This is a genomic window from Prauserella endophytica (assembly GCF_005146945.1).
GTDB classification, from domain to species: Bacteria; Actinomycetota; Actinomycetes; order Mycobacteriales; family Pseudonocardiaceae; genus Prauserella_A; species Prauserella_A endophytica.
Genome location: NZ_SWMS01000053.1, coordinates 1 through 24448, shown reverse-complemented (window position 1 = coordinate 24448; position 24448 = coordinate 1). Strand labels below are relative to the sequence as shown.

The following is a 24448-nucleotide window of genomic DNA, read 5'->3' as shown; positions in this document are numbered from 1 at the left end:
CGCATACCACTCCACTAAGATAAGAAACACATCATCCGTGGCTTACACGGAAATCATGACAGTGCCGACCCATACATGGCGCAACACGATTCCGGCGTCCTGGCGGACAGTCTGGACAAACCCAGCGCTGCGCGCATCTACGATTACTTGCTCGGCGGGAGCCACAACTACGCAATCGATCGCCAGTTCGCCGATCAGCAGTTGGCCCTCGACCCGGAGATCCGCACCCTCGCGCTGACCAACCGCGCCTTTTTGCGGCGCGCGGTCCAGTTCGCGCTCGCTGAGGGATTACCCAGTTCGTCGATATCGGCTCGGGGCTGCCCACTGGCAACAACGTGCACGAGATCGCGGAGGAGCACGCCCCCGGGCAGGCGCACGTGGTCTACATCGACAACGATCCGATCTGCCGGGCGCACAGCGAGATCCTCCTCGGCACAACCGCTGACCCTGCACGCCACGGCGCCATCTGCGCCGACTACCGCGACGCCGAACAGCTCTGGGAACAAGTACTGGACACAGGACTGATCGGCCCCAGCAAACCGCTCGCGCTGCTGACGGTCTCGCTGCTGCATTTCATCGACGACCCCGCGCCCGCATTGGCCTTCTACCAGTCACAGGTCCCGGCCGGTTCTCTGCTCGCCTTCAATCACGTGACCTTCGACCGGCCCGACACACCCGACAGCGCCGGGCAAATTGCCGACAACTACACCCAGCGCACCATCAACCAGGTCCACTCACGCACGACGCCACAGATCCGCGCGCTGGCCGGCGACTGGGAGATCGTCGAGCCCGGGCTCGTGCCCATCCAGGACTGGCGACCGCAGGAGCAGGATCCGGACACTTCCAATATGCACGCCACAATCCTGGGTGCCGTTGCGCGCAAACCGGTGTCGAGCTGAGCGAAGCGGGCGGCCGGACGGCGGTTTAGCGTTTGCACTTCATGGATCGACCCGATCTTGGTGACGTGGCTCGATGTCTCCGTACGCGGACGGCGCCCTCGCGTCGGTAACGCGCCACGAGTCCCATTAGTTGCCTTGCTACTGCGAAACCGCAGCAGCAATGTCGTTGCGCTGCTCTCTGAGTGGAGTGTCCGACAACCGCTCTCACCGTGACCAAACGTCGCCAGGAAATGCTTCTCGCGATCATTGCAAATGAGGGTGCATGTGGAATGACGGTCTATAGTCGTGGAGTGATCGACGGCGAAGGGTTCGGGCTGGCGGTGTTGGCGATCGTGACACCGGCGTCGCTCATGGTGCTGTTCGTGGGTTGGCGCGAGGGGCTGTTCGTTGCGGCGGGGATGGGAGTGCTGGTGCTGGTGGGGTGGATATCGGCCGCCAGGTGGCGACGCAGATCCGGTGTTCGGCAATTGCCACCCAGCATAGGCCTGTCGCACGATCGGCTCGATTCGTAGCGGCTGTTTCCTGGCCCCTGCATGGGTGTAGAGCCGAGGGGCTGTCACATTGGCGGAATCTAACGGAGACGTGCTCCGGGAGGGGGCATGTCTCATGCACGGGTCGATGTGTCGTGGGTGGAATCAGGTGTAGTCCTGGGAATCCAGGTCCACGGTCGGCCACTCGGGCTCGGGTTCAGGCATCTGCGCGGCGATCCAGTCGTGCAGCTTGCGAGGGCGTGGGGTGGAGAACAGAACCAGGTCCGTCGTCTGCTCCGCTCGGGGTTCACCTGGGATGGCAGGGAACTGTACGGTCCGCTCGGACGACGTCTCCGGCGGTGGGACGGGGTGGAACCGCACGGTCTCTTCCGATGGAAGGAACCAGTCGCTCATCGCCACTGGCTCCTTCCGGTCGAGGACGGGACTCTGCCGGTAGACCTGACGGGTCGCTACGGGCGTGTGAAGCCACCGGAGAGCACTCGGGCACCACACCAGGTCGGCCCCTTTGGAGAGCGCTAGATGCGGGACGCGCATGGCACCGACGTTTGTCGACGCAGGACCGGCTAGTTGCGCGGGACATCTACGCGGCGCCCAGGATTTCCAAGAGTTGACGCCGCTCGAATTTGCACAGCGCGGCGAGCGCGTCCTGGGCCTGCCGGGGAAGGGGCAACATTCCCCTGGCGGACGCGGGAAGGGAACGCAGCCGGATTTCGGCCCAGGCGGCAAGGTTCGGGTACTCGGACCTGGCGAGCTTGTCCAGGTCCGCTATGACTATCGCGTTCTCGCGTGTGTCGACCACGTCGTGGTACACCCGATCGACCATCGGTCCTGGCCGCACGTCCAGCACATGGCAGTACTCGATGAACTGGCACATCGACATCGCCCGCGTTCCGAGCTCGTGCGTTGCCATGGTCTGTAGTGAGCGGTCTGTCCCCATCTCGCGTCGCATCTCTTTGCGGGTCCACCCCCGACGATTGCGCTCGAACCGCATTGCCTCGCCAATGCCTGTGGCGAACAGCCCCAGGGTTTCCTCTGACAGCTGTGCCGTAGTCACCTCTTCCGCTGAAGATTCCTCTCGTGCGGTAAGGGGGTCAGGCGAGCCCTGATCGGAACACGAGTCCAGGTCGGCGCTACTGGGCGGCGGGGTAGTGGTTGGCTCGGGTTGCGGACGGGTTGCCGCACCGCCACGGCGCAAGACTCGGCGGATCCCGCTGAGGGGAAAGCCGAACCGGTCGGCGAGGGCGTGTTGCGACATCCTGGCGCGAAAACGCTTCACGAGGAGTTGTTCGAGCAGCGGACCGTAGGTCGGGTGGTGCTCGATATCGCGGAACTCCAGGTTCTCCAGTGCCCAATCGAAATCGGGAACCGACTTACCCACGGGGCCACTCCACGCCTTCGCCGAAGACATCGATGCTGTTGCCTGGCCTGGGTTGTTGGAGCGGCGGAGCCGGGGACTCGCAGGGGGCACCTCGCCGTCGGCGACACGGCCCGGGCACGGCAAGTCGGGCGGTCACCGCGGCGGCCACGACCCCCAGTGCCTTGTGGAGTCCTTGGTCGAGGTCGTAGAGCGCGGTGCCTGGCCCGGAGGTGTCCGGCGGGGTGTCGGGTTTGCGCATCACGGTGGCGTACGCGATGAAGGTGTCCTTGTGGTTGACTCGCTGTGCCAGCCACAGCAGGAAGTGGCGGCGGTCGATGATCCAGTGCGTCCCGAAATTGATCGCGGTGCCGACAAGCCGGGCACGCCACGGCAACCGCATGCCGAGAGCGCGTGCCACGGCCTCGGTGACGACCAGCTGCCCGGCGGTATAAGTCAGCACGTGACTAGTGGCCGCGCGGCGGCCGACGACACAGGCCGGCACCGGAACCTCACCCTCACGCGGGCCCTCGACTTCGCAGACCAGGGCGCCGTCGCTGGGATACACGAGCTCGTCGCCGTGCAAGCCCTTGAGGACAGCGTCTTTCGGCCTCTGCAGCCAGTGATCCGCCCAGAGGTGTGCTCCGTGGAAGGCGCTGGCGAGTGCTCCGAACAGCGCGATCCGCGCGACGAGACGGTCTGGGTTGGCCTGTGTGGTCATTCGACTTGTTCCTGGATGCTGTGGGCTTCGTCGCCGGAACGTGTGTAGAACAGGTCGAGATACGTATTCGTGTCGGATTCGGCATCGCGACGACGCGGCTGGTCGAGTTCGGCGCCCCAGACTTGGAGGTCGGCCTGTGCAGGGTCGGCCAGCCATGTGCCTGCGGTGGTGAACACTTCGGCGCAGTCGCGACCGCTGACCGTTGTGCAGTCCACGGTGTCACCCGGTGCTGAATGTCGTCGTGGCATTTGAACCTTCCTCGTTGGGTACTTCGCGTCGGGAGACGTGACCGGTGAGCCCTGCGACGCTCAGCCAGTGCCGGGAAGAGGTGGGACGAGGTCCTCGCCGTAGGAATCGTCAGCGGTCTGCTCGGCCGCGATCGGTGTGCCTGTGGCCAGCAAGAACTGGCGCGCCGCCGCCACCACCGACGTGCGGGCGGGCAGGGTGTAGCCACCCGCGCTGGCGGCGAAGCGTAGCCACGGCCCGAGTCGCGCCAGGTAGGCCAGCCATAGCCCTTCCGTGAGCGCGGGGATATTGGCTCTTAATGTGCGTGCGGTGTGCCATGAGGCCAGCAACGGCTCGGGCCAGCCCGCGGCTACTCCCGCGGGCGCCGCTGCCTCGTGGCCTGCCTGGACGCACTGGGTCAGCATCGCGGTGAACACCTCCGGTGGCGGAAGCTGTCCCCGAATCAAGCCGAGATCGGCCACCCACGGCACCACCGGAGCTGGCTCGCGCGCCGTTGTGGGGATCGACGCCATCCGCAGCGCGATCCGCAGCAGGGGAGCAGCGTCGTTGCGGTCCAGCGGGTCTCGCCTCATCGACCGAGCGAACACGTCTGGGTGCGGGATGCGGGGCAGGGTCTGTCCGAGGTTCAGACCGGCTTGGCAGACGGCTGCCAAGATACCGAGGCCGTGCCCGTGCTCCCAGCTCATGCGCAGCAATCCCCAGGTAGGTGCGAGCGCGGCGGGTATGGCCGTGCCGGACAGCACCAGAGTGCGGGCCTGTGGATCGAGCAGCGTCACTCCCAGTGTGGGTGCGCACATCGGCCGCAGCACGTGGATGGCCAGCAGACGCTGCCACCACGGAGCGGCCAACGGGCTGCACACCACTCCTGGCCGTTCCTGGGCACGCAGTTGCGTCAATGCCGACGCGATCTGGGTGTGTCCGGCCGGTGCATCAAGATCCGCAGGTACCGCTGAATCGGCCAGGACTACCTCCCTGGCGCCGATTTGCGCGGCGTGTCGCAATCCCCGTGCTACTGCGGCACCCCACTCGGCGCCGGGAACTCCTAGTTCTAGACGCGAACCCCACAACCGTGCGGCCTGGAACGACGACCGCGTACTGCGATCGTCGGCAGCGCTGGTGTCCACCAGCACGGTGCTGACCGAGCGGGCAGGTGTCGTCGCCAGGACCGCGCGCTCGGTGTACTCGGCCACGGCCGCCACGGTGTCCGCCCGGGTCTGCGCAGGCAACACGATCACCAGCGGCGTTGGCTCTAGCCCGCGTGCAGGGATTGGGGCGGCACGGCCATCGGCAGGAGGGGGAGTCGTCGAAGCGCCGAATGGTCGTGCCGCCCCGTGCCTCACCTCGCTACCAGGCCCCGAGGGATGAGCCTGGGCTGATAGAGGTGAGGACGCCTTGGGTCTGTTGTTCAAACCAGTCACTGGTCTTCATGATTCTGGTCAGGGAGCATAGTTCTAGGGTTTCGCGGAGCATCGGTTCCAGATTTTGACATCTCAGTAAAGGTCATCCGGGAATATCCTGCACACAGGTGGAAGAATCTGCCGAGCCTGTACATCGGAATACATCGAGGACTTCCGCGTGTCAGTCCATTATGCAAGCGCGGAAGCAGCGCTTTGCGGACTGGAAAACGTGACGACTCGAATTGGCGTAGACGAACAGTCATTTTCTCACCCCCGCGTGATCTGGTCATAATGAGCGAGGTTAGGTAAGGCTGCAGCTCTGAAGTGCCACAAGATTGCTACCGCAGTTTCCTGTTCGCTGACGATGTCACCTGCGTGCTGTCAACTCCTCGCTGGGCTTCGGTTCACGCATTCAACATGCCCGCGTGCGCGGGTAGTAGCCGCCATGTCACTGCCAGCAGGCAGCCATGCTATGGCCTGGCGCGGAGCGCAGCTGCCCGTCGGGCAGAATGTAGAGTGAAGCGACGAGAAGGGTGCTGAGAACACATGGTGATCAAGGCTGCGTTCTTCGACGTGGGCGAAGTTCTGGTCAACGAAACTCGGGAGTACGGCACGTGGGCGGACTGGTTGGGTGTCTCTAGGCACGAGTTCTCTGCTGTCTTCGGTTCGGTTATCGCGATGGGTCATGACTATCGCGAAGTGTTCCAGATTTTCCGTCCCGGCTTTGATCTCACTGCGGAACGTCAGCGTCGAGCAGAAGCCGGGAAGCCAGAGACCTTTGACGAACAAGACCTCTACCCCGACGTCCGGGCCTGCCTTAGCGAACTTCAGCAGCAACGGATTCTCGTTGGTGTTTCAGGAAATCAGACAGCTCGAGCCGAAGCGATTCTGCGCGACCTGAAGCTGCCGTTGGACGTATTAGGGACGTCGAGCAGCTGGGGTGCAGACAAACCATCCGACAAGTTCTTTCACCGACTGCTGGAGGAAGCGGACGCGCCACCGGAGAACGTCCTGTATGTAGGCGACCGGCTCGACTGGGACGTGCGTCCCGCGCAGGCGCTCGGTTTGAAGACGGCCCTGGTGCGTCGAGGCCCATGGGGGAGGATTCTCGCGGACACCGATGCCGAGCAAGGACTCCTTTTTGACATCCCAGATCTGCGCGGGCTGGCGAACTTAGTCAAGCAGTACAACGTGATCGGCGAGGCAAGTCGGTAGAGGAACCCCCTAGCCGAGCGCAGGTACAGACGGTAGCAACCCGTGCGTTCGATCCGCGATTTCGCGTTCGTAGGGCGTGCCAGTCAGTGCTGTTGTCACAGCTGGGATGCGGAGTGCTGCTGCTGCGTATGGGTTTCGTTCAAGTTCTTCGCACGCGGAGTGGACAAGGCTTGCGCCTTTGTCCGGGTCGTTCGGGATTGCCGCTAGGGCCAGGTCGAAGAGCAGGACTGTGCGCTGCTTGCTCTCACTCTGGGGTAGGTTTTCTATGGCCTGTTGCAACCATCGACTGGCTGACTTGTGGCGGCCAGCGAGCAGTTCGGCGTTCCCGGCGAATCCCGCGAGACGGCTTTCGTCGAAGAAATCGAGCCATTCTGGATCGGCGCCCTCGGTGTGGAGGGCTTCCTGAGCCTGGCGGATTCGGTCCCGGCTGGCGTCCGTGTCGCCAGTGCGTGCCTGGACTTCCGCTGCCACGCAATGCAGCCATGAGCGCAAGCGTGGGCCGCCAGCGTATCGCGCATGTGCGGAAGCTACTTCAAGCAGTGCACGTGCGGCAGCTGCATCCCCCACTGCGGCGCGAAAGCCCGGGACAAAAGATCGGTGGGCCGCCACGGCGGCAGCCAGCGCGGAATCGCGAGCCAGGTCTACTGCCTGTTGTGCGATCAAGAAGGGCCAGGCGGCGAGTTCTGGCTGGCCGATATCAAAGAATGCCAGCCGTGCGGCTTGCAGGGCTGATTCAGTAACGGAGGAGGCCAGCTCACGGGCCGAGGACGACGCCGGTCGGGCACGAAGGAGAGAGACGCCGAGCTGAGTGTGCGCGACGGTAGCTTCGAGCAGGGCCCCTGGTGGCGAAGTCCAGTAGAGCTGCCGGTGTCGAGCGGTGATGTCCGAATAGCCGGCGAGGACCTTGGGGTCTCGGGCCGCGGCATTCGGGCTCGTCACTGTGTCGGCGGCTTCGGCGAGGTCTGGAGGCAGCAACGGTACGGTGCTGGCAACGGCGAGCAGTATCCGCAGGAAGGTCTGGCGGCTGATCCCACGGCCATTGCCCTTCCCCATGTCCCACATACTCGTCATTACCTGGCAGGCAAGGCCGTCCAGCTGGCGGTCTTCGGGCGACAGCACTTCGTTTTGGGCTTCGGTCGGTGCTAGCGCCAATTCGTCATCGGTGAGCAGTCCCAGCTCAGTGGCTGGCTTGCCTAAGACGAGCACCAAGTGCTTACGAAACTGAGGCTCTGGCCACCGCTCACCAGACTCCCAACGGCGAGCCGTGTCTGCGGTGAGGCCGCAGCCGCCGTCACCTGCGAGCTCCATGCTCCGTTTGATCTGGTTGACCAGTTCTTGACGACTCCAGCCGTGTTGAAGTCGTTCCCAGGCCAGTTTGGTATTGGGTGGGTAGCGTCGAGTGCTGCTCATCAGTCAACGACTCCTCCTCTCCCTGCGCGAACGGTGTGTTTCGTTGAATTGGGGATATGCCGCGCACGGTGGCTGCTTAGGAACTGGCGGCGACATGGCTGTGTCGTGGCTGTCTAGTGGCAGTATGTTCTCGATGATTTGAGGCATAGACTGGCCAAGTCGCAGCCGGGTGTTACTGGCGCCGGAAGAAACCAGACTCGACTGCAGCGACGAAGGCGTTCCACTCGGCATGGTCGAAGACGAGCACTGCGCCGTCAGGTTTGCGGCTGTCCCGCATGCCGACGGCGTTGTCGGTGAAGGCAATCTCGACGCACTCGTTACCGTTGGGATGGCTGACGGGAGACTTCGCCCAGCCGGTGAAGTCGGTGTTGAGGTGTGACTTGTGGCTGTTCTGAATGTGCATCGCGGGTGACACCCCTTCGTGAAAGTCGTTCGATCTACAGGCTAGCGGCGAACTCAAGCAACAGGCGCCTCGTGTGCTCCTGTCCAGCAGCGGCTGCCTTCTGCTGATCGAAGAGTTCCAGGTATCCCTTGGTCTCCTTAGACTCGGCGTACTCGCCCTTGTTGTATCGCTCCAGGTAGACCACGCTCACCGGAGGCTTCGTCTCATACCGGAACACGCTGTAGTCATGGCCCTGTCCCATGTAATACCCGACGCTGAACGGTACGAGCTGGATCTCGATGTTGGGCCGGTCGATCGCGTCGATCAAATGCGTGACCTGAGCCTTCATCTCTTTCGCTGGCAGCGGCGTGCGACGCAGGACAGCCTCGTCAAGGATGAACCAGAAGTACTGGTGCTCGTGGTCGAGAACGTACTGACGACCGAGCCGGTTGGCCGTGTCGCGGTCGATCTCTTCCGACGTGAGCGACGGACGCCAAGAACGTGCCTGGGCGCGCATGTACGCTTCGGTCTGCAATAGGCCTGGAATGACCGTCGATCTGTGACTAAGCAGTCTGTTGCACGTGGGCTCGACGTCTACCAAGAGCCGTAGCTGCTGCTTGAAGCGCGTGCTGAACGCGCCACGCTTGGCGCGCTTGTTGCTCTCCGCCTGCAGCGACCGCGCATAGGCGACATCGGCTTCGTCTGCCTGGTAGAGCTCCAGAAGCACGTTCAGTTCTGCCAACTTGATCCCGCCGCCGCCCTCGATGTACGCGATCTTCGACTGCCCGCAGCCGAGGCTCTGCGCGGCCCGTTCTTGCGTTACTCCAGCTTCGTTGCGTCGGCGCTCCAGGAGGCTGCCGAGAACGATCTTCATAACGGCAACCGGCAGATGCTGAGGCTGCTCCACTCCCTGCGTCACCCTGGTCTCCTGTTTCCTCATCGCCCCGGTCGCCGATCATTCACCCAAATGGCGGACTATCTAATATAGATATCTAAATTATGGTCAGTAGGTAACCCGTTTGTGCTCCCAGCCTAGCGAGGTGCCTAGATGTTCGATATCTACGTTACCAGCCGACCGACCGTGGACGTCGCCTCCTCGGTCTTCCACACCCCGCCCGTCAACCCGCTGCTTCTGCTGGCATTCGCAGCCTTGTTCGTGGGGTGCCTGGTTGGTGTCACCGCAAGCTGGTGGCATGCCGCCGAACGGCGCAGAGTCCGTCGTTGCCGGGGCGAGGGCTTTACCGGGCCACGTAGCAAGGCGCCCCGGGTATCGGTCGTCCAGCCGACGAACCGCCGACGTGCTAACAGAGCCACTTCGGAACTTCGCTCTTCACCAACGCAGACACACCGCAGTCGGCGTGCGCTGCCGCACTCCGTGACGGCTACGGGAGGCGCAGAATGAAACGCCGTAGGTGCTCAACGATCCTCGCATTGCTGGTCAGAGTGGGCTGGAAGCCCCGGCGTAGCGCATGGATGGTGCCGTGTCGTGATTGCGATAGCCACCGCAGGTATGCGCAGGTTTCGATCGCTGAACACGGGCCTCAGCTCACGATCGACGGCTCCAGCGTCGCGGTGTTCGATCCTCTGGCGGCGGGCCGGTTGCGTGCCGCGCTGAAGGAGGCCATCGAGCTGTATGCACGGCTCGATGGGGCTGCGCGAGATGGAGTGCCCGCCCCTCGCAGCCATCCCGGTGCTGCGCCGACGCCACATTGCGAGCATCCGGCTGGTTCGCACGTGGAGGCGGCGGCCGGACGGGTTCGAGTGGATTTCGGTGACGATGGTGATGGCGAGCCCAGTGGCCGTCATGCGCTGCGCTCAACTGCTGTCCTGTCGGAGGCTGCGTGATGACTGGAGCCTGCGAAATGATCAGTCGTCAGCACCACCGAGGGTCGTTGCACGGCGCAGGGGGCCGTGCAACGACCCTGATGAGGCAGGCCGTCGATGCCATCGACGTACCGGTGGAATTGGCGCGGCCAGTGGTCGCTGAACTCTGGGCGGGTTGCCTGCGTGGTCCTGTCCTGCGGCACGCGCCCCGGCGGTGGACGGTGTTGACCGCGACGCGCCGTCGAGCCGGTTTCGCATTGCCGGAATCCTTGATACAGGCCGGGGTGCGCCTGTACCCGGAGGGGACGTCGTTCGCGCTGCCCTCCAATCCCGGAGGAGCGACAACGGGCTCGGGGGACTGCGGCTGGGTGCTGCCTCCTGAGCGAAACCCGCTGCTGCCGCCCTTCAGCGTGGTGATTGCGTTGCTGGAGCGGGTCGCGCAGGCAAGGCCGACATCGTGAATCGGCGCGCCCTCGACGAAACCTACGTACCCGAGCCCCTGCCCAGTCCGGTCTCGTCGACCGCACCCACTCCCGCGCCTTCGAACGATGCGGTTTCGGAGCGCGCTGTGTTGTACGAGCAGGTGCTCGACGGGCTGTATCGGCTGAACACGGACCAACCGCGCCGCACGGTGGCGGAATTCCATGACTGGTTCACCCCCACGGTGCCGAGCGACCAAGGTGCGTCCGCGGACGAGGTGCTCCGGCCAGAGCCAGAGGCGGGTGATGCTCAGTGTTGAGCACACATCCGTATCCGGCGGGCGAGCTGACGGAGATGCGCTGCGCCGCGACCGGTTACGCCGCACATGGCTGGCCGATCTGCCCTGGTATCCCGGCTGCACATCCTGGCGCGGGAACCCTCGACCCCGAGTCGCGGCCCGAGGAGGCCGACCTGGTGTGCCGTGGCGGGCCCCTGTCTCAGGACGAGGCGTTTCAGGCGTGGACGGACCAGCCCTGGCCTATTCTCCTGTGCCCTGGCGCGGTCGGGTCGATCGATCTCGGTGCCGGTGATCGCCGGACCGAAGCGGTCCTGCGGGACGCAGGGTGTCTCGGGCCGATCCTGGTCGGGCCAGGCCCGCGCTGGCATCTCATCGTCGAACACGCCCCTCACCACGCGGCGAGCCACCTTCCGCGATCGACGCGACAGGGGTGCCTGCTGCTGCCGCCGAGCCAGGCGCCATGGCGGATCTCCCGCTGGCGAGTCGCACCGGAAGCGACCGACTGGCGATTGCCCGATCACGCCACCGCGTGGGCCGCGTTGCACGCCGACAGGCGAAGGGACTGAGGGGAATGTCTGTCCAGGTCGTTGCACCCCCGGCCGCCGCCGGAGACTCCGCATGGCTGCGGTGCGAGTACTACGGGGTGGTGTGCGGGTTGCCCGCCCAGCTGGTAGACGGCAACCGGATCGTGCTGCGTCTCGGAGGTCTGCTCGGCGGGGTCACGATGCCCGCCGCGCTGGGCCGCAAGGTCGCTCCCAGCTTGCGGGTGCGTGCGATGCCAGCCCCGGCGATCGTGCACCCGGGCGGAGAGCGGTGGACGTTCCTCAGCGGTCCTGGCAGCGCGACCCTGGAACACGTGGCCGCGCTGGTGCTGATGGGTATCAGCGTGATCGGCGACAACGCGCTGGTGGTCCTGCCCTCGCCAGAGACCGAGACGCTCAATCTTTGGCGCTGGATCGACTGGCCCACCCGGGCCGATCTGCCCGCGCAAGCCCCACTGCTGGCCACCACCTGCGCACTGGCCGCCTCGGTGCCGCACACCCGACAGGAGAAGCCATGACGCCCTCGATCGCCTTCGCGCTGCGCGACGAACTGATCGATCGTGCCGCTAGCGATCAGCGCGCCCGCGCACAGCTCGACCCGGTCGCTCCCACACCACAACAGTGGCAACACGTTCATCAAGTCGACAAGGACAACGTGCGCTGGCTCGCGCCCATCGTGGCGGTGCACGGCTGGCCCGGTCACCGCGCCGTCGGAGTGGATGGAGCCCACGCCGCCTGGCTGCTGGCCCAGCACGCACCCGCCCCGTACCGAGCGTGGTGGCTACCCCAGTTGCGCGCCGCCGTAGCCAACCAGGACGCCGCATCGCGCGACCTCGCCTACCTGGCCGATCGGGTCGCCACCGACCAGAGACGACCACAGCACTACTGCACCCAGTGGCTGCAGATCGGCAGCGCGCCCGGCCGCCTCTACCCGCTGCACCGCCCGGCCGAAGTCAATCTCGCACGCGCCGACATAGGCCTCGACCCGATCCCCGATTCCGACATCGAGACCGCCTACCTCAACTACGACGAGATCACTACCGCAACCCCCGGAGGGTCCCGATGACCACACTGCACTGGGGCATCAGCCCCTACCACCGCGAGCGCGCCCACACAGCTCTACCCGGCACCGACGTCTCCGTCTGCACCCGCCACCTGCACGACGGCCAACTCGTGCTCGACTCCCTGAGCCCGCGCCGACCCGTGAACCAACGAATTTGCCCGGAATGCGCCGTGGAGAGCCTCGCGCTGTTGTACCCAATCCCGACACCCCGACCGCGTACTCACGTCGCTGATTGGCCTCCGAGTCATGCTGCCGGCATCAGGTCGGGCCTGATGCGTACTGAAGATGACTGTGACATTGAGCGACATCTTCAATGACCGCTGCGAACCCGTCGGCACCGAGCCCCAACGCCGCGGGCCGGCGACCACCGGAACACCGGCCAGATATTGATCTTCTCCGACGAGTCGAGACGGCTTGGAGAACTTGTAGTCCTCCTGTCTTTGGGCATCCTCGTCGGAGTCCGGCGCCCCCTGCTTTCCCGCATGCGGTAGGGGGCGCACCCAACTTCTAGGCTCAACCGCAACTGCGAGAAAGTCAGGTTCTTGAGTTCCTAATCAGTTCTGGGAGTGAGCTATCCGGCACACTCCTGCTGGTAGCCGGCCGGCAGGTGAGCACTCTCGGTTCCTGGATTTCGAGTCCTGGTGAAAGACAGTGCCCCTGCCGGTAGGCCGGGAGAGTTGATCGCTGCTGGGATGTCGTGCCCCGCGTGAGGGTGGCGGGAAGCACTGCTTGATTAGGTCGCTGATGGTTCTCCCACTGGCTGCACAGGGTGATCGGCATCGAGAGCGGGAGGACCGTTGCGACTGTTCGTGGGAGATGACTGGGCCGAGGACCATCACGACATCGAGCTGATGGACATGGCCGGACGTCGGCTGGCCAAGGCTCGCCTGCCCGAGGGCGTGGCGGGGATGGCCCGGTTGCACGCGATGCTCGGCGAGCAGCTCGGCGAGGCCGACGACGAGGACGTGGAGGTGCTGGTCGGGATCGAGACCGACCGGGGTCCGTGGGTGGCGGCCCTGGTCGCCGCTGGGTACACGGTGCTGGCGGTTAACCCGTTGCAGGCGGCCAGGTTCCGGGACCGGCTGGGGGTCTCGGGTGCCAAGAGCGATGCTGGTGACGCGCACGTGCTGGCGGACATGGTCCGCACCCACGCCCACGAGCTGCGCCCGGTCGCCGGGGACAGCACCGAGGCCGAGGCGGTCAAGGTCGTGGCCCGTACCCACAAGACGCTGATCTGGGAACGCACCCGCCACACCCAGCGGCTGCGGCACGCGCTGCGCGACTACTTCCCGGCCGCGCTGATCGCCTTCGAGGACCTGGACGCCGCCGACAGCCTGGAACTGCTGGCCAAAGCGCCCACTCCGGCTCAGGCCGCCCGGCTCACGACCGCACAGATCAGCGGCGCATTGAAACGCGCACGCCGCAAGAATGTGGCCGAGAAAGCGGTGGCCGTCCAGGCCGCGCTGCGGGCCGAGCACCTGGGCCAGCCCGAGATCCTGACCAGCGCCTATGCCGCCTCGGTCCAGGCGTTGATCGCGGTCCTGACCGTGCTGAACACTCAGGTGAAGGCCTTGCAAAGGCAGGTGGAGACCCATTTTGGGCAGCACCCGGCCGCTGAGATCATCCTGTCCCAGCCTGGTCTGGGGCCGGTGCTCGGCGCCCGGGTGCTCGCAGAGTTCGGCGACGACTCCGCCCGTTACATCAGCGCCAAGGCCCGCAAGAACTACGCCGGAACGTCCCCAATCACCCGCGCGTCGGGCAGGAAGAAGGTCGCTCTGGCCCGGTTCGTGCATAACGACCGGCTGATCGACGCGCTGATGACCCAGGCGTTCGCCGCGCTGAAAGCCTCGCCCGGAGCACGGGCCTACTACGACCGGCAGCGCGCCCGCGGGGCCGGGCACAACGCCGCCCTGCGTCAGTTGGCGAACCGGCTGGTGGGCATCCTGCACGGCTGCCTCAAAACCGGCACCCTCTACGACGAGACGACCGCCTGGTCGCATCACGCCGAGAACGTTGCGGCTTGACATTTCAGCTCCTGGGATGTCTTTCACGTAATGAAGTCTGATATCGCCGCAACACAACAGTTCGTTGAAGCTGCCGCTCTCGCGGCTTCGGCGTTCTGTAGAGATGCCGAAGCGGCCGTGCAAACGTTCGCACGTGTCACCCCGCATGCCAGTCATCATCCGCAAGTTGGGCAGACAGGTGTCCAACTTCAAGAGCTGGCAGAACTTGCCCGCCAGGCGATGGTTCTCAGTATTAACCTCTATCACGCAGTGGAGGAGGTGGATAGGTTGTTTAGCTGAGGTTGTTGCTCGCGCTGGCTTCTGCTGGCCCCTCGCGCAGAACCCTGCTTCCATACTTCTCGAGCGATCTTGCTTGAGAGGGTGGCATTTGAAGGAGGCTAGCAGTGGTAGCGCTCGCCATCTGGTACGACCAGACGCCGAAGGATGACGAGGGCAACGTCGTCATTCGTGTGAGCACTGCTGCCGAACTCGACGAGCTGGTCGACCGCATCCTCGGTGAGACAGCCGAGCACGACGCGCCACCCATGATCCAGGTTGTCCTCACCGGGGTGAAGCGCTCGCCTGCCCTAGAGGTCGGCCTCGGCAAGGAGAAGGGCTTCATCGGGTATACCTCCCGTACTGAAGGGTGGCTGGACCATCGGGGATGGCGACCCCAACGCGGTCGTTTCCTACATCTACATGGGCAATCACAGCGAAGTGCCAGCGAGCGTGGAAGTTCCCCTGGCTACCGTGCGCCGAGGGCTGCACGAGTTCCTGGCGACGGGGGAGCGACCGAGTGTCGTGGAGCGATGTTGCAAGTTAACGACTTCGTCTCGCTCGCTACTCCCTATAGGAGTACCGGTATAGGCCGGTCGTCGGGTTGGTGGCTGTGGACTGATGGCGCGGTCGTCGAGCACCAGAACACGTGAGTGCGTTTCGCTAGTGCAGAAGCGGGCCGCTCCTGAAGTGGGTGTGACGGGCACCGTCAGTTGGGGGTGTACTGGGTGCCCGTCACCCCGGCTCCGAGGTGTGGGCGCACCTGGAGCTGACTGAAGCAGGGCGATGGTGGGAAACTGCTCCCGGGACTCACCGTGTTGATTTCGTCAGGGTCCGCCGTCCTGTGCCGCTCGCGCATCGCCGATCGTGCACGAACCCTGAATCAAGCGTTGTCGGGACTCATGCAATTCGATTGCGCATTGAGAACATCTCGGCGAACACGTGCCTACTATGCATTCTGAACGCGCCCGGGAAGTACGACGGAGCATCACTGCTCTGTGCGGATTGTGTGCTCTTGTGTGCCGGACTGCGTTTTTGTGCGCAGCCACGATCCACAAGTGTCCCATGGTTCCCGCCTGTCAAATCTTGCATCGAACTGCGGGTTTGAGGTGTAGCGAACCTGTGCCGGGATGACTGCCGGGTTTCTGCGCTTTTCGGAAAGTGTGTTTTGGGTCTTGACTGTTCATTTGAGACTGTGCAAGCGTGATCTCACGGTTCCGGGGGAGGCGACGAATCACTGGGAGCAATCTGCCGTGGTCGTGTCTTTCAGCGAATTCCGGAGTCGGACATCGAATAGGGGAGGGTTTCTGTGAATGTTCGAAGGTTGGTCGCACCCCTGGTTCTCGTGGGAGCGACATTGAGTGCGGGGGTAGTGGTGTCCTCGCCCGCGTGGGCGGGAGGCGACACGTCGGCAGGTGAGATCGAGACCCAGGCGTGCAGGCTCTACGCGGGGTCGATTAAGCAGACCGGGCGGGTGCTCTCGGGCAGTGGTGGCAGGGCCGGGTGCTCCACACACGCAGATGTCAACGTGGGTGTGTATGAGGAGATTGCGTGGTGGCCGGACCGTCGGCTGTCGTCGGCGAGTCGTCACGGAATCCGCAACGTGCACCTGACGGTCAGTGCGGGGTGTACCAGCATCCCGGGTCCGTATTACATCGAAACGAGAAGTTCCACCGGTGGAGTGTCCGAGGGTAGTCACAAATCGCTCTGCCACTGATCACGGTGTATGACGTGGGGTGTGGCGATCGCCGCTGTGGTGGTCGCCATGCCCTGCGGCATGAGTGTGGGTGTACTGAGTTTCGGCGAACGAGGGGGTTTCGTGCGGGTTCGTTTTGATGAGGTGTCTTTTTCTTACCGAGGTCGCCGCGCTCTGCGTGATGTCACGTGGGGCTTCGGTGGAGGTGTGACGGGGTTGCTGGGCCCGAACGGGGCTGGGAAGACGACGTTGCTGTCGCTGGTGGTGACGTTATTGAGAGCCGATTCTGGCCGGGTGTATGTCGGGGACCATGATCTGTCGACTGGGGCGGGGCGGCGGCAGGCGCGGCGGTTGCTCGGTTTTGTGCCCCAGCGATTCTCACTTGCCCCGGAGATGCGGGTCGGCGACACCGTGACCTATGCCGCCTGGGTCCATGGGGTGGCGGAACGGGACTGTCCGCAGGCGGCTGTGCGGGCGTTGGAGGAAGTCGGACTGATCGATCGGCGCGAGGATCCTGTTCGTGCGTTGTCCGGGGGTCAGCGACAGCGTCTGGGCCTGGCGGCGGCGTTGGCCCATGATCCCGCCGTGGTGGTCTTGGACGAACCGACCGTGGGGTTGGACCCCGGGCAGCGTCTCCGGCTGCGGGAGCGCGTCGCGGCGGTCGGCGAGCGGCGCACTGTGCTGCTTGCCAGTCACTTGTTGGAAGACATCGAGCACCTGTGTGACCGCGTGGGTGTTCTGGCCGGCGGCGCTGTGGTGTTCGACGGCACGGTGGCCGAACTCAGTGGCCTCATTGATGGGGCCGCGGTGCCTGAGGCTGCGCCGGGGTCCCGGTTTGAGCGTGCCTACGACGCGCTGATCGCGAAGCTGGGGGAGGCATGAGGGCGCTGCTGCGGTCGGTGAGCGGCTGGCCGTTGGGTCGTCTCGCGGTCCTGCAACCCAGCCTGGTGATTATCGCGGTCGTGTTGGCCCAAACGTGGCCTCGTCTTGCGTGGCCGTGGCAGGAGTGGATCCAGACTTCCCAGCAGTTCCACGAGCAGCTGCTCCTCGCCGCTCCCATCGCCGCCGCAGCCGCCACGTACTACGCGGGGCGGCATGCCGCGCCGGACAGAATCGCCAGCCAGCCCTGGGCTCCCCGTGCGGGAATGCCGATCGTGCTTCGGCATCTGCGCACGCTGACCATCGCGTTCACGATCAGCTACCTGCTGGGGCTGTTACCCCTCGTGGCCGTGACCGTTGCCAGTGCGGACTACGGTGGCCCCCACGTGTTGATCATGCTCACCGGTGTGGTCGGGCTGGTCGCGGCGATCACTGTCGGGTATTTGATCGGTGTTCTCGCCGGCACCGCGTGGCTGGCCCCGATCACCTTGGTTGTCACCTTCGTCCTCATGCAGTCTCCGCACATCGAGGCCGCTCTGTCGGCCGTCACTCCCGTGACGCACGTTCCGGCTGCGCTCGGGGAAACCGAGTCGGTTCCGCTGACGTGGTACCGCCTCGGGCTCTTCACCCTGATCTCCGTGGTCGCCGCTGTGGTCGCCGCGCGGGCGTTGGCGCGGCAGCACCGGTGGAAGGTGCCGTCACCGACGACCGCCGCAGCGGCGGCCCTCACGGCACTCGCCGTGGCGGTTCCCCTCGTCAGCGCTCCGAGGTTGGTGACCGCCGAACCGGCTCACCCCCGTCTCTGTCGCGACGTGTCGGGGATCGAGGTGTGTGTCCACGCGGGACACCGCTCGCAGCTTCCCGAGATCGCGAACGCGGTCACACGCGTTCGTCAGGTCACTGGCGAGGGGACGTGGGATTTGCGCAGGCTCCGGGACACCGCTCTGGCTACCCCAGTCGAGGATCCGCGGCGGCCGGAGGCGACGACGGGATGGATACCGATTTTTCCGACCAATGACCTCGGCTACTACGCCGCCTCGGCGGTCGCGTACTCCCTCAGCGGCCTCGACAACTGCGATATCGGGGATTCGGGCGAAGTGTCCGAGCAGTTCTCCCTCGCCGCCGAACTCGGCGACCGGCTGGTGCGCGACGCGGGATTCGGGCTGTCCCCCGCTGAGCCCAGCGGCCGATTCGACGAGATCTCCGTGATGCAGCTGCGTGACTGGATGCGGCATCACCGAGAGATGATCCATGGCTGTCAGCTGACGACGGACCAGCTCCCGTGATCGTCACGCACCTGCTGCGTGCACACCGTATCGGGTACATGGCGGCCATCGCCGCTGCGATGAGTGCTCTTGCCTGGGCGTTCGGGGTGAGCGCGATCAACGTGGACCTCGATCCGCTGACGCCGCCGCACAAGGTGCCGACGGTCGAGCTGATCTGCCTCGTCGCCGCGGTTGTGCTGGCAGCCCTGGCTCGCCCGCGCTTCTGGCATTGGGAGCGTTTCGGGGGCCTGCGGACCAGGCTGGCCGCCGCTGCTGTACCCGTCATCGGCACCCTGCTGGTGATGCTCCCCCTGCTCGCGAGTGTTATGCGCCTTCCCGAGGGTGTGGCTTGGGTGTGGCTCCTGCCCAACGTGATCATCCTGAGCGGGACCACGTTCACCCTGTCTGCGCTGCTCTCACCCGCGCTGGCCGCCGCCGCGGTGACCACGGCTTATCTGTCGAATGTGGTGCTCACGGCGAGCGGACACGATCCCGGTGTCCTCGCCAGCTATCCCGGGGTGAACGTCAACTGGTCACTCGCCACGATCAGCGTGCTCGCTGCCGTGGGCGTCCACGCCTACAGCCACGGCACCAGCCGCTGGGCCCAGGGGCTCATCCGCAACGCGTAGCCACACCACCAGCGCCTCGGCCGTCGTTCACGGTTCCGTGTCGAGGAAGCTGGGGTTGGTGGCCAGTGTGGCGTGCAGCTCCAGGCCCCGCGGGTCCTTCAGATCATCGAAAACAGCAACGGCTTCCCGGAGGCACTCCATGCTCAACTCGTGCTCGCCCATGGCTGTCAACGCCTCGGCACGCACCACGAGTGTGTCCGCGTAACCCCAGCGTTCACCCTGGATGCGTCGAATGGCCAGGGCCCGGTCGAGCTGAGGTAGTGCACGTTGCGGTTGCTCGCTGTGCAGGTACAGGGCACCCAGATGATGACGAGCCAGGCTCTCCGCGAGGGGAGAGTCGTGCCGCTTCGCTATGCGAATCGCCTCGTGTAGACAGTCGATGCCGTCGTCGAGACGGTCAACCCGCCCGTACACGGTTCCGAGCATCGCGTGAACGACCGCGACGCTGAGCTCGAGCCCACCGCGCTCGAACAACCTCGCCGCCTCGGTGAACGCCGCGATGGCATCGTCAGGACGATCGATGCGGGTGTAGGTCAACCCGAGGGTGACGGCGGTCCACCCCTGCCCCTCGTCATCACCCCGATTGTGATGAAGGCGAGTCGCGTCCTGCAAGAGCGTCAGCGCGTCGTCGGTCTTGCCCAGTTCACTGAGGACAGCGGCGAGGTTTTGTTGACAGCGTGCAACTCCCACGTCATCAGCTGCTGCCTTCGCGCAGTGCAGCGCCTGGCTGGCACTGTCGATCCATGCACTCCATTTCTTGGTGAGATAGAAGAAGGGCTGCAGCGTGCTGGGCAGCATCCACGCGGAGCTGATGCCCCGAGTCGCGGCCAGGTGCGTCACGCTCGCGATGGCGTCCAGCTCGGTTTCACACCAGGCCATTGCCCCGGCGTGATCGTCGAACGCGAACTGCTGAGGGCTGATTCCGGCCGTGTCCACAGCGATCGCGCGTCCCGCCCAGTCCGGCGCGAGCACGTTGGTGGCGTTGGCGGCCGAGGCGCAGTACCACCGCAGGAGACGGTCGACAGCGCCGTCGCGTTGTGCTGGAGTCTCTTCCGCCTGTACCCGTTCTGTGGCATACAGCTGGACGAGGTGGTGCATCTTCACACGCTGCCCCGGCGATGACTCCACCAGATGACTGTTGGCTAAGGCCGACAACGACTGAGTTCCACAAGCGATGTCGGTTCCCGCCAGTGCCGCCGCCGCACCCACGCTGATCGGCGTCTGCGCATGGAGCCCGAGGAGCCGGAACATCGTCGCTTCCGCCGGTTTCAACGCCCGGTAGGACAGATCGATCACACCACGGACGTTCGTCGTCTCGTCAGCGGAAGCAAGAAAGTCCAGTCGGCTGCTCTGTGGCCCGAGCTGGTGTGCCATCTCCCGGAGGGTGAGGTGCGGTTGTGTCGCCAGGTGCTCTCCCGCGATGCGCACAGCCAGAGGCAGACCCCCGCAGTGGCGCACGATAAGCTCCGCATTGGCTGTTTCCGCGGCGACACGGGCGCGACCGGCAAGCTCTCCGAGAAGCTGTACCCCCTCGTGGAGCCGCAGGGGACTCAGCCGCACATGGGTCGCGCTGGCGTGCAACGCTAAGCCCGACAGATGAACCCGACTGGTGATGATCACAATGCTGCCGGCTCCGGGCAGCAAGGGACGGACTTGTTCATAGGAGGCGGCGTTGTCCAGCACGACCAGCATCGGCCTCGACGCCAACACCGACCGCAGGCGCGCTGTCCGTTGCGACAGGCTGTCCTCAGCGGCCCGCGCAACCCCCAGTGCCCCCAAGAACTCGTCCAATACCGCGTCCGGCTGACGAGGCTGTTCGACATCGAACCCCTGCAGATCGGCATAGAGACACCCCGCGGGGAACCGCTCGACGAGGGACGCGGCCCAGTGCAAAGCGAGCGCGGTCTTACCAATGCCCGGCGCTCCCTCAATCACCGTCGTAATCGCCGATCCCGGCGGCGTAGCGATACGCAGCGACGTATCGAGCGTGCGCAGGTACTCCGTTCGCCCGACGAAATCGGCGAGCGCTGGCGGGAGCTGCGACGGGCGCATCGCGTCCCACCGCGTCAGGCCTTCCTCCCGCTCCGCCAGCCGTAACAGTGCACCCTTCGCCCCGAGCACAGTGTCGATTTCGGTGGCCAAGGACAGCGGCAGCGACCGATGCCCATGCAGCACCTTCGATAGATAGCTTTCACTGAAGCTCGTCATCTCGGACAACACTGCGAGCGATATGCCTCGCTGACGCCGCCAACGCTGCACTTCCATCCCAAAACGTGTTATCCCGGCCATACTCTCCCCAAAATGAAGTGATCACGTGTAATCACGTGCAATAACGGCACCAGGCACGGTGCGGCGAGACGAATTGATTAGGCGGGGACCCGAGTTCGACAAGCAGACGGCGAAGAGTCAGCGCGCCCACGGATGTCGCGTACCACTGGGCAGCGATCGAGCGATGACTCGCAGGCGAGGACGACTTCGATGGAGACGGCTGAACCGAGGGCAACTCGAATGGCCTACCGCTCGTATCGGCAGACAGCGCTTCGTCATCGTGACTCCTCCCCTTGTCGCCGTGGTCGCCACCCGACAGAGATCGGGACGTCCTCCCCTGAACTGGCGAAACGGCAATACGAGGTTGGTATCTCGTGCTTCGTGGGCACCGCAAGCAACCCAGACGAACTAGACCCATACGAGTGAACGGCGGTAAGTAGAAGTACTCTCCGTGCGACCAAAAACTACGAAGCTGCTGGTAGGGAGTTTTCCTAAGCGAGGTAGCGCCTGCCGTGCGGGCCTACTGACCACCCACAGGGGACTGAACTGACAAGTCGCGCGTGAGTCGACCGTTGAAGTTGCGCAGACTTAGTGTCCACCCTCCCCGGGAGGGTCGGTCGGCCTCATTCAGCAGTTGGCCAAGCATCCCCCCGCCCGCTTGGACGATTCAGATAGCCCGTGGCCGTCCTATGTCGCCATATCGCTGGTGGAGGAAGCCCGCCGCGATTGATTACTGCGGAGCGGAGTCGTACGCGGATTGCCAGGCCAGTGTGACCGGGCGTTTCGCGGTCTGCAGGAACGCCACCAGCGCCTCAGTGATCGTGTCGATTTCAACCTCGCAGTGCGGAGGAAATTCATCGGTTTCGTACAGCGCGGCCATTTCGGGACCGTTGCCGTGGCTGTAGAGGTGTACCGGATCGATGCCGTGGCCGTCATTGCCCTGGTAGGACAACGCTCCGTGCTCGCCATGGATGCCGACGATCAGGGAGTGGTCCGGCACGGTGAGGAACGCCTCTGGGTCGTCTTCGTCGGGGATCAAGGTCTCGATCCGAGGGCGCCTGGTGTGGGTGAGGATGGCGTCACTGATCTGGCTACGCGACAACAGCGTGACGAACTCTCGCACCTGCTCGGGTGTGGCGAGTGTGGCGACGTGTTCAGCGGGCGGCTGGTCGGGGGCGTGAACCCAGTATTGGGCTTGGATCGTCACGAGGTGCGCTTCCCTTCATACCGGTACGGCTCCCCCTGTGGACCGTAGACGATGAGTGTGGCATCCGGTGGGAGGAAGTACCGGAGGAACCGGTGGCAACTGACGTTGGTGACCGGGTCGATTCCGCACGGGTCCTTGCCGATCACGATGGAGCGTGTCTCGCCCGCACTCATCGTGGAGGCCTGCTTGATCTCGATATGTCGAGCAATGTCGGGCACGAAGCCGCCGCGAGCCAACCCGAGTTCACGCGCACGCTGGACCGCGGCCGTGTAGGCGGGGTCGATTTGCCCGGAAGTCAGGGTGGTCCCACTGGCCAGCTCCTGATCACCTTGCTCGCCGGTGTCACCCAGCCGCCATCCCTGCAGTGGCCTCCCATAGGGCCAGGGATTGTCCAGCTTGGCACGGTAGCCCACCACGCGATCCGCGAACGTCGGAGCGGATGCGGGGGCCGCTGGGCGAGAGGGTGCTACGGAGGCAGGAGCGGTGTCACCGTGCTGGCTGATCCACTCTTCAGTGTGTCGGCGCACGGTCCGCAGAAGAGTTCGAACCTGGTCCACGTCGTCTGGCAGAGAGGCCAAGCGGGTGTGTGCTATGGCAAGACGGCTGCCGTTATTGGTGCCGGCGGCCAATGCGGCAAGCTGCGGAAGAAGGTCATCGAGAAGCCGCCCGTGCGCGTTTTGAACTGTTCCCTCTGGAAGCGTGTCGAGAGCGGTACGGAGCTTACCGATTGTCTCGCTGAGCGCCGACATCGCTCACAAGGTTTCGTTGTAGTAGGCGATGTCCTCGGTCACCTGTTCCAAGACCGCGACCAACTCGGCGATGCGTCCCACTGCGGCGGACGCCGCCGCCTGCGCTGCCTGGGCTGATGGGTGGTCGCTGCCGCGCCATGCTATGACCAAAGTCGCCCGAGAGTCTTCGGCGTTCCGGTAAGCGGCGGACAAATGGGAAACGGGAAGTTGCGCGGCCAGGTTCGTCAACTGCGTACGAAGGTCAGCAACAGACATGGCACACAGCATGCACTCGACCCCCGACACAATTCGTTCAGCGAGTCACCCGACCAGCATGAAGACCCCGAGGTCGGCGAATCGCATGTAACCACGATCTCGGCGACCGGGACGAGCTTTACGTCAGGATCTGCGCAGCGGCGACCTCTGCCTGCTCAGCGGCCTGACAGACACCCAGTCGCCGGTGCAGGCAAGGTAGAGCTTCACGCCCCAGTAGCACAGCGAGTTCGACGCGCAGTAGCCGTAGCTGGCGTGTCCGGCCAGGTCCGAGCGCTTTCGCCGTTTCCCTGCGACATCCCCAGGGCAGCGGGGGGCGTCGGTGATCCACATGTCGTCGAACTATGACGGGCAGCACGCAGCACTGTGAGCATTTCTTTGCGCAGCAACGGCTGCGCGGCGTTCAACCTCTTATGGTAGCCGGACTGGGTCAACATCCCAGGGAATGCCGCGCGCCACTCGGTGTCGGCGCGGATGTGCCGGATCGCTGGTGCTCACTGTCGTAGTGCTGCAGCATCTGCGCGACGGCTGTCGTGGTCAGCTCACTGTCAGTCAGCTCAGGTCGGAGCCTACGACCGGCACGGAAAGGCACCACGTGATCATCGACCAACACACACAGTGCCGTCTGGCCCGAGGCGCTGAGTGTTGATCGCACCACGATCAGCCACCGGGAACGCGGCGAACAGCAACTCCAACCCTGGCCACGCCCCGACCTCGGCCTCAAGCTCAGCATCACGTTGGAAGTGCTGGGTGAGCTTCTGCGGCATCTTGCCCTGGGCTTGCGGCCTGATCGGGCCGCAAGCCACCCTACCAGCGGAAACGGCCCCAAACGGCGTGGTTCGCACAATGACGAAATCGGTGGGCCGCCAGGGGCTCGAACCCTGGACCCAAGGATTAAAAGCCCGCGGGTTCGATCGCGGTGATCTTGAAACGGCCTTCGATTGCAGGGCTTCTACCTGCGG

24 protein-coding genes and 2 pseudogenes are annotated in these 24448 nt (G+C 64.7%); 13 read left to right on the top strand and 13 right to left on the bottom strand.

Annotated features, from left to right (window positions below; genetic code table 11):
- Positions 1 to 75 precede the first annotated feature (75 nt).
- Positions 76 to 899, top strand: a pseudogene (locus tag FCN18_RS37990) (SAM-dependent methyltransferase).
- 290 nt (positions 900 to 1189) lie between these two features.
- Entirely contained in the window at positions 1190 to 1411 is a 222-nt protein-coding gene (locus tag FCN18_RS37985; RefSeq protein WP_116051965.1) for a hypothetical protein, read from the top strand.
- 123 nt (positions 1412 to 1534) lie between these two features.
- On the opposite strand, the gene FCN18_RS37980 is transcribed toward FCN18_RS37985, so the two are convergent.
- The 5 genes from FCN18_RS37980 to FCN18_RS37960 form a co-directional block, all read right to left on the bottom strand.
- Complete coding sequence (locus FCN18_RS37980; RefSeq protein ID WP_116051964.1) at positions 1535 to 1783, bottom strand: hypothetical protein; 249 nt, start codon at positions 1781 to 1783, stop codon at positions 1535 to 1537.
- A gap of 187 nt (positions 1784 to 1970) precedes the next feature.
- Positions 1971 to 2768 carry a hypothetical protein gene (locus FCN18_RS37975; RefSeq protein WP_116051963.1) on the bottom strand — a complete coding sequence of 266 codons (798 nt, stop codon included), beginning with the start codon at positions 2766 to 2768 and terminating at the stop codon, positions 1971 to 1973.
- Positions 2761 to 3465 carry a hypothetical protein gene (locus FCN18_RS37970; protein WP_116051962.1) on the bottom strand — a complete coding sequence of 235 codons (705 nt, stop codon included), beginning with the start codon at positions 3463 to 3465 and terminating at the stop codon, positions 2761 to 2763. The genes FCN18_RS37975 and FCN18_RS37970 overlap by 8 nt, the downstream gene beginning before the upstream one ends.
- Positions 3462 to 3680, bottom strand: coding sequence for a hypothetical protein (locus FCN18_RS37965; RefSeq protein ID WP_137097490.1), 219 nt, complete (start codon positions 3678 to 3680; stop codon positions 3462 to 3464). The genes FCN18_RS37970 and FCN18_RS37965 overlap by 4 nt, the downstream gene beginning before the upstream one ends.
- 93 nt (positions 3681 to 3773) lie before the next feature.
- Complete coding sequence (locus FCN18_RS37960) at positions 3774 to 4559, bottom strand: hypothetical protein (RefSeq protein ID WP_137097489.1); 786 nt, start codon at positions 4557 to 4559, stop codon at positions 3774 to 3776.
- A 1095-nt stretch (positions 4560 to 5654) separates the two neighbouring features.
- On the opposite strand from FCN18_RS37960, the gene FCN18_RS37955 reads away from it, so the two are divergent.
- Complete coding sequence (locus FCN18_RS37955; RefSeq protein WP_116051959.1) at positions 5655 to 6323, top strand: HAD family hydrolase; 669 nt, start codon at positions 5655 to 5657, stop codon at positions 6321 to 6323.
- Positions 6324 to 6332: 9 nt separating this feature from the next.
- Here FCN18_RS37955 and FCN18_RS37950 read toward each other — a convergent pair whose 3' ends face one another.
- From FCN18_RS37950 to FCN18_RS37940, 3 genes are all read right to left on the bottom strand, one after another.
- Positions 6333 to 7733 carry a helix-turn-helix domain-containing protein gene (locus FCN18_RS37950; RefSeq protein ID WP_137097488.1) on the bottom strand — a complete coding sequence of 467 codons (1401 nt, stop codon included), beginning with the start codon at positions 7731 to 7733 and terminating at the stop codon, positions 6333 to 6335.
- A gap of 172 nt (positions 7734 to 7905) precedes the next feature.
- On the bottom strand, positions 7906 to 8136 hold the full coding sequence (locus FCN18_RS37945) for a DUF397 domain-containing protein (RefSeq protein ID WP_116051957.1): 231 nt from the start codon (positions 8134 to 8136) through the stop codon (positions 7906 to 7908).
- Between the two features lie 34 nt (positions 8137 to 8170).
- The gene (locus FCN18_RS37940) at positions 8171 to 9034 is read right to left on the bottom strand and encodes a helix-turn-helix domain-containing protein (protein ID WP_228714345.1); all 864 of its coding nucleotides are present in this window, start codon (positions 9032 to 9034) and stop codon (positions 8171 to 8173) included.
- A gap of 1006 nt (positions 9035 to 10040) precedes the next feature.
- Between FCN18_RS37940 and FCN18_RS37935 the strand changes: the two genes are divergently transcribed.
- The 10 genes from FCN18_RS37935 (at position 10041) to FCN18_RS37890 (ending at position 19010) form a co-directional block, all read left to right on the top strand.
- Positions 10041 to 10400, top strand: coding sequence for a hypothetical protein (locus tag FCN18_RS37935; RefSeq protein ID WP_116051954.1), 360 nt, complete (start codon positions 10041 to 10043; stop codon positions 10398 to 10400).
- Positions 10401 to 10671: 271 nt separating this feature from the next.
- A complete protein-coding gene (locus FCN18_RS37930) occupies positions 10672 to 11223 on the top strand; it encodes a hypothetical protein (RefSeq protein WP_116051952.1) in 552 nt (183 codons plus the stop codon).
- 5 nt (positions 11224 to 11228) lie between these two features.
- Positions 11229 to 11717, top strand: coding sequence for a hypothetical protein (locus FCN18_RS37925; protein WP_116051951.1), 489 nt, complete (start codon positions 11229 to 11231; stop codon positions 11715 to 11717).
- Complete coding sequence (locus tag FCN18_RS37920) at positions 11714 to 12265, top strand: DUF6624 domain-containing protein (RefSeq protein ID WP_116051950.1); 552 nt, start codon at positions 11714 to 11716, stop codon at positions 12263 to 12265. The genes FCN18_RS37925 and FCN18_RS37920 overlap by 4 nt, the downstream gene beginning before the upstream one ends.
- 794 nt (positions 12266 to 13059) lie before the next feature.
- Positions 13060 to 14286: an IS110 family RNA-guided transposase gene (locus FCN18_RS37915; RefSeq protein WP_137097487.1), complete on the top strand. Its 1227-nt coding sequence runs from the start codon at positions 13060 to 13062 to the stop codon at positions 14284 to 14286.
- A 30-nt stretch (positions 14287 to 14316) separates the two neighbouring features.
- Positions 14317 to 14565 (top strand): hypothetical protein, encoded by a 249-nt coding sequence (locus tag FCN18_RS37910; RefSeq protein ID WP_137097486.1) that lies wholly within the window; start codon positions 14317 to 14319, stop codon positions 14563 to 14565.
- 104 nt (positions 14566 to 14669) lie between these two features.
- The gene (locus tag FCN18_RS37905) at positions 14670 to 15194 is read left to right on the top strand and encodes an Imm1 family immunity protein (protein ID WP_116051718.1); all 525 of its coding nucleotides are present in this window, start codon (positions 14670 to 14672) and stop codon (positions 15192 to 15194) included.
- 1085 nt (positions 15195 to 16279) lie between these two features.
- Complete coding sequence (locus FCN18_RS37900) at positions 16280 to 17119, top strand: ATP-binding cassette domain-containing protein (RefSeq protein ID WP_228714344.1); 840 nt, start codon at positions 16280 to 16282, stop codon at positions 17117 to 17119.
- Positions 17116 to 18402, top strand: coding sequence for a hypothetical protein (locus tag FCN18_RS37895; RefSeq protein WP_116051719.1), 1287 nt, complete (start codon positions 17116 to 17118; stop codon positions 18400 to 18402). The genes FCN18_RS37900 and FCN18_RS37895 overlap by 4 nt, the downstream gene beginning before the upstream one ends.
- Positions 18399 to 19010, top strand: a complete 612-nt coding sequence (locus tag FCN18_RS37890) for a hypothetical protein (RefSeq protein WP_116051720.1) — start codon at positions 18399 to 18401, stop codon at positions 19008 to 19010. Before FCN18_RS37895 ends, FCN18_RS37890 begins: the two co-directional genes overlap by 4 nt.
- Positions 19011 to 19037: 27 nt before the next feature.
- On the opposite strand, the gene FCN18_RS37885 is transcribed toward FCN18_RS37890, so the two are convergent.
- The 5 genes and pseudogenes from FCN18_RS37885 to FCN18_RS41040 all read right to left on the bottom strand — a co-directional run.
- A complete protein-coding gene (locus FCN18_RS37885; protein ID WP_158303277.1) occupies positions 19038 to 21275 on the bottom strand; it encodes a helix-turn-helix domain-containing protein in 2238 nt (745 codons plus the stop codon).
- 733 nt (positions 21276 to 22008) lie between these two features.
- On the bottom strand, positions 22009 to 22485 hold the full coding sequence (locus FCN18_RS37880) for an Imm1 family immunity protein (protein WP_116051722.1): 477 nt from the start codon (positions 22483 to 22485) through the stop codon (positions 22009 to 22011).
- Positions 22482 to 22898 carry a DddA-like double-stranded DNA deaminase toxin gene (locus FCN18_RS39395; protein WP_158303276.1) on the bottom strand — a complete coding sequence of 139 codons (417 nt, stop codon included), beginning with the start codon at positions 22896 to 22898 and terminating at the stop codon, positions 22482 to 22484. The genes FCN18_RS37880 and FCN18_RS39395 overlap by 4 nt, the downstream gene beginning before the upstream one ends.
- A 339-nt stretch (positions 22899 to 23237) precedes the next feature.
- On the bottom strand, positions 23238 to 23489 hold the full coding sequence (locus FCN18_RS37870) for a hypothetical protein (protein WP_137097484.1): 252 nt from the start codon (positions 23487 to 23489) through the stop codon (positions 23238 to 23240).
- 165 nt (positions 23490 to 23654) lie between these two features.
- Positions 23655 to 24141, bottom strand: a pseudogene (locus FCN18_RS41040) (IS982 family transposase); the annotation flags it as partial.
- Positions 24142 to 24448: the final 307 nt, after the last annotated feature.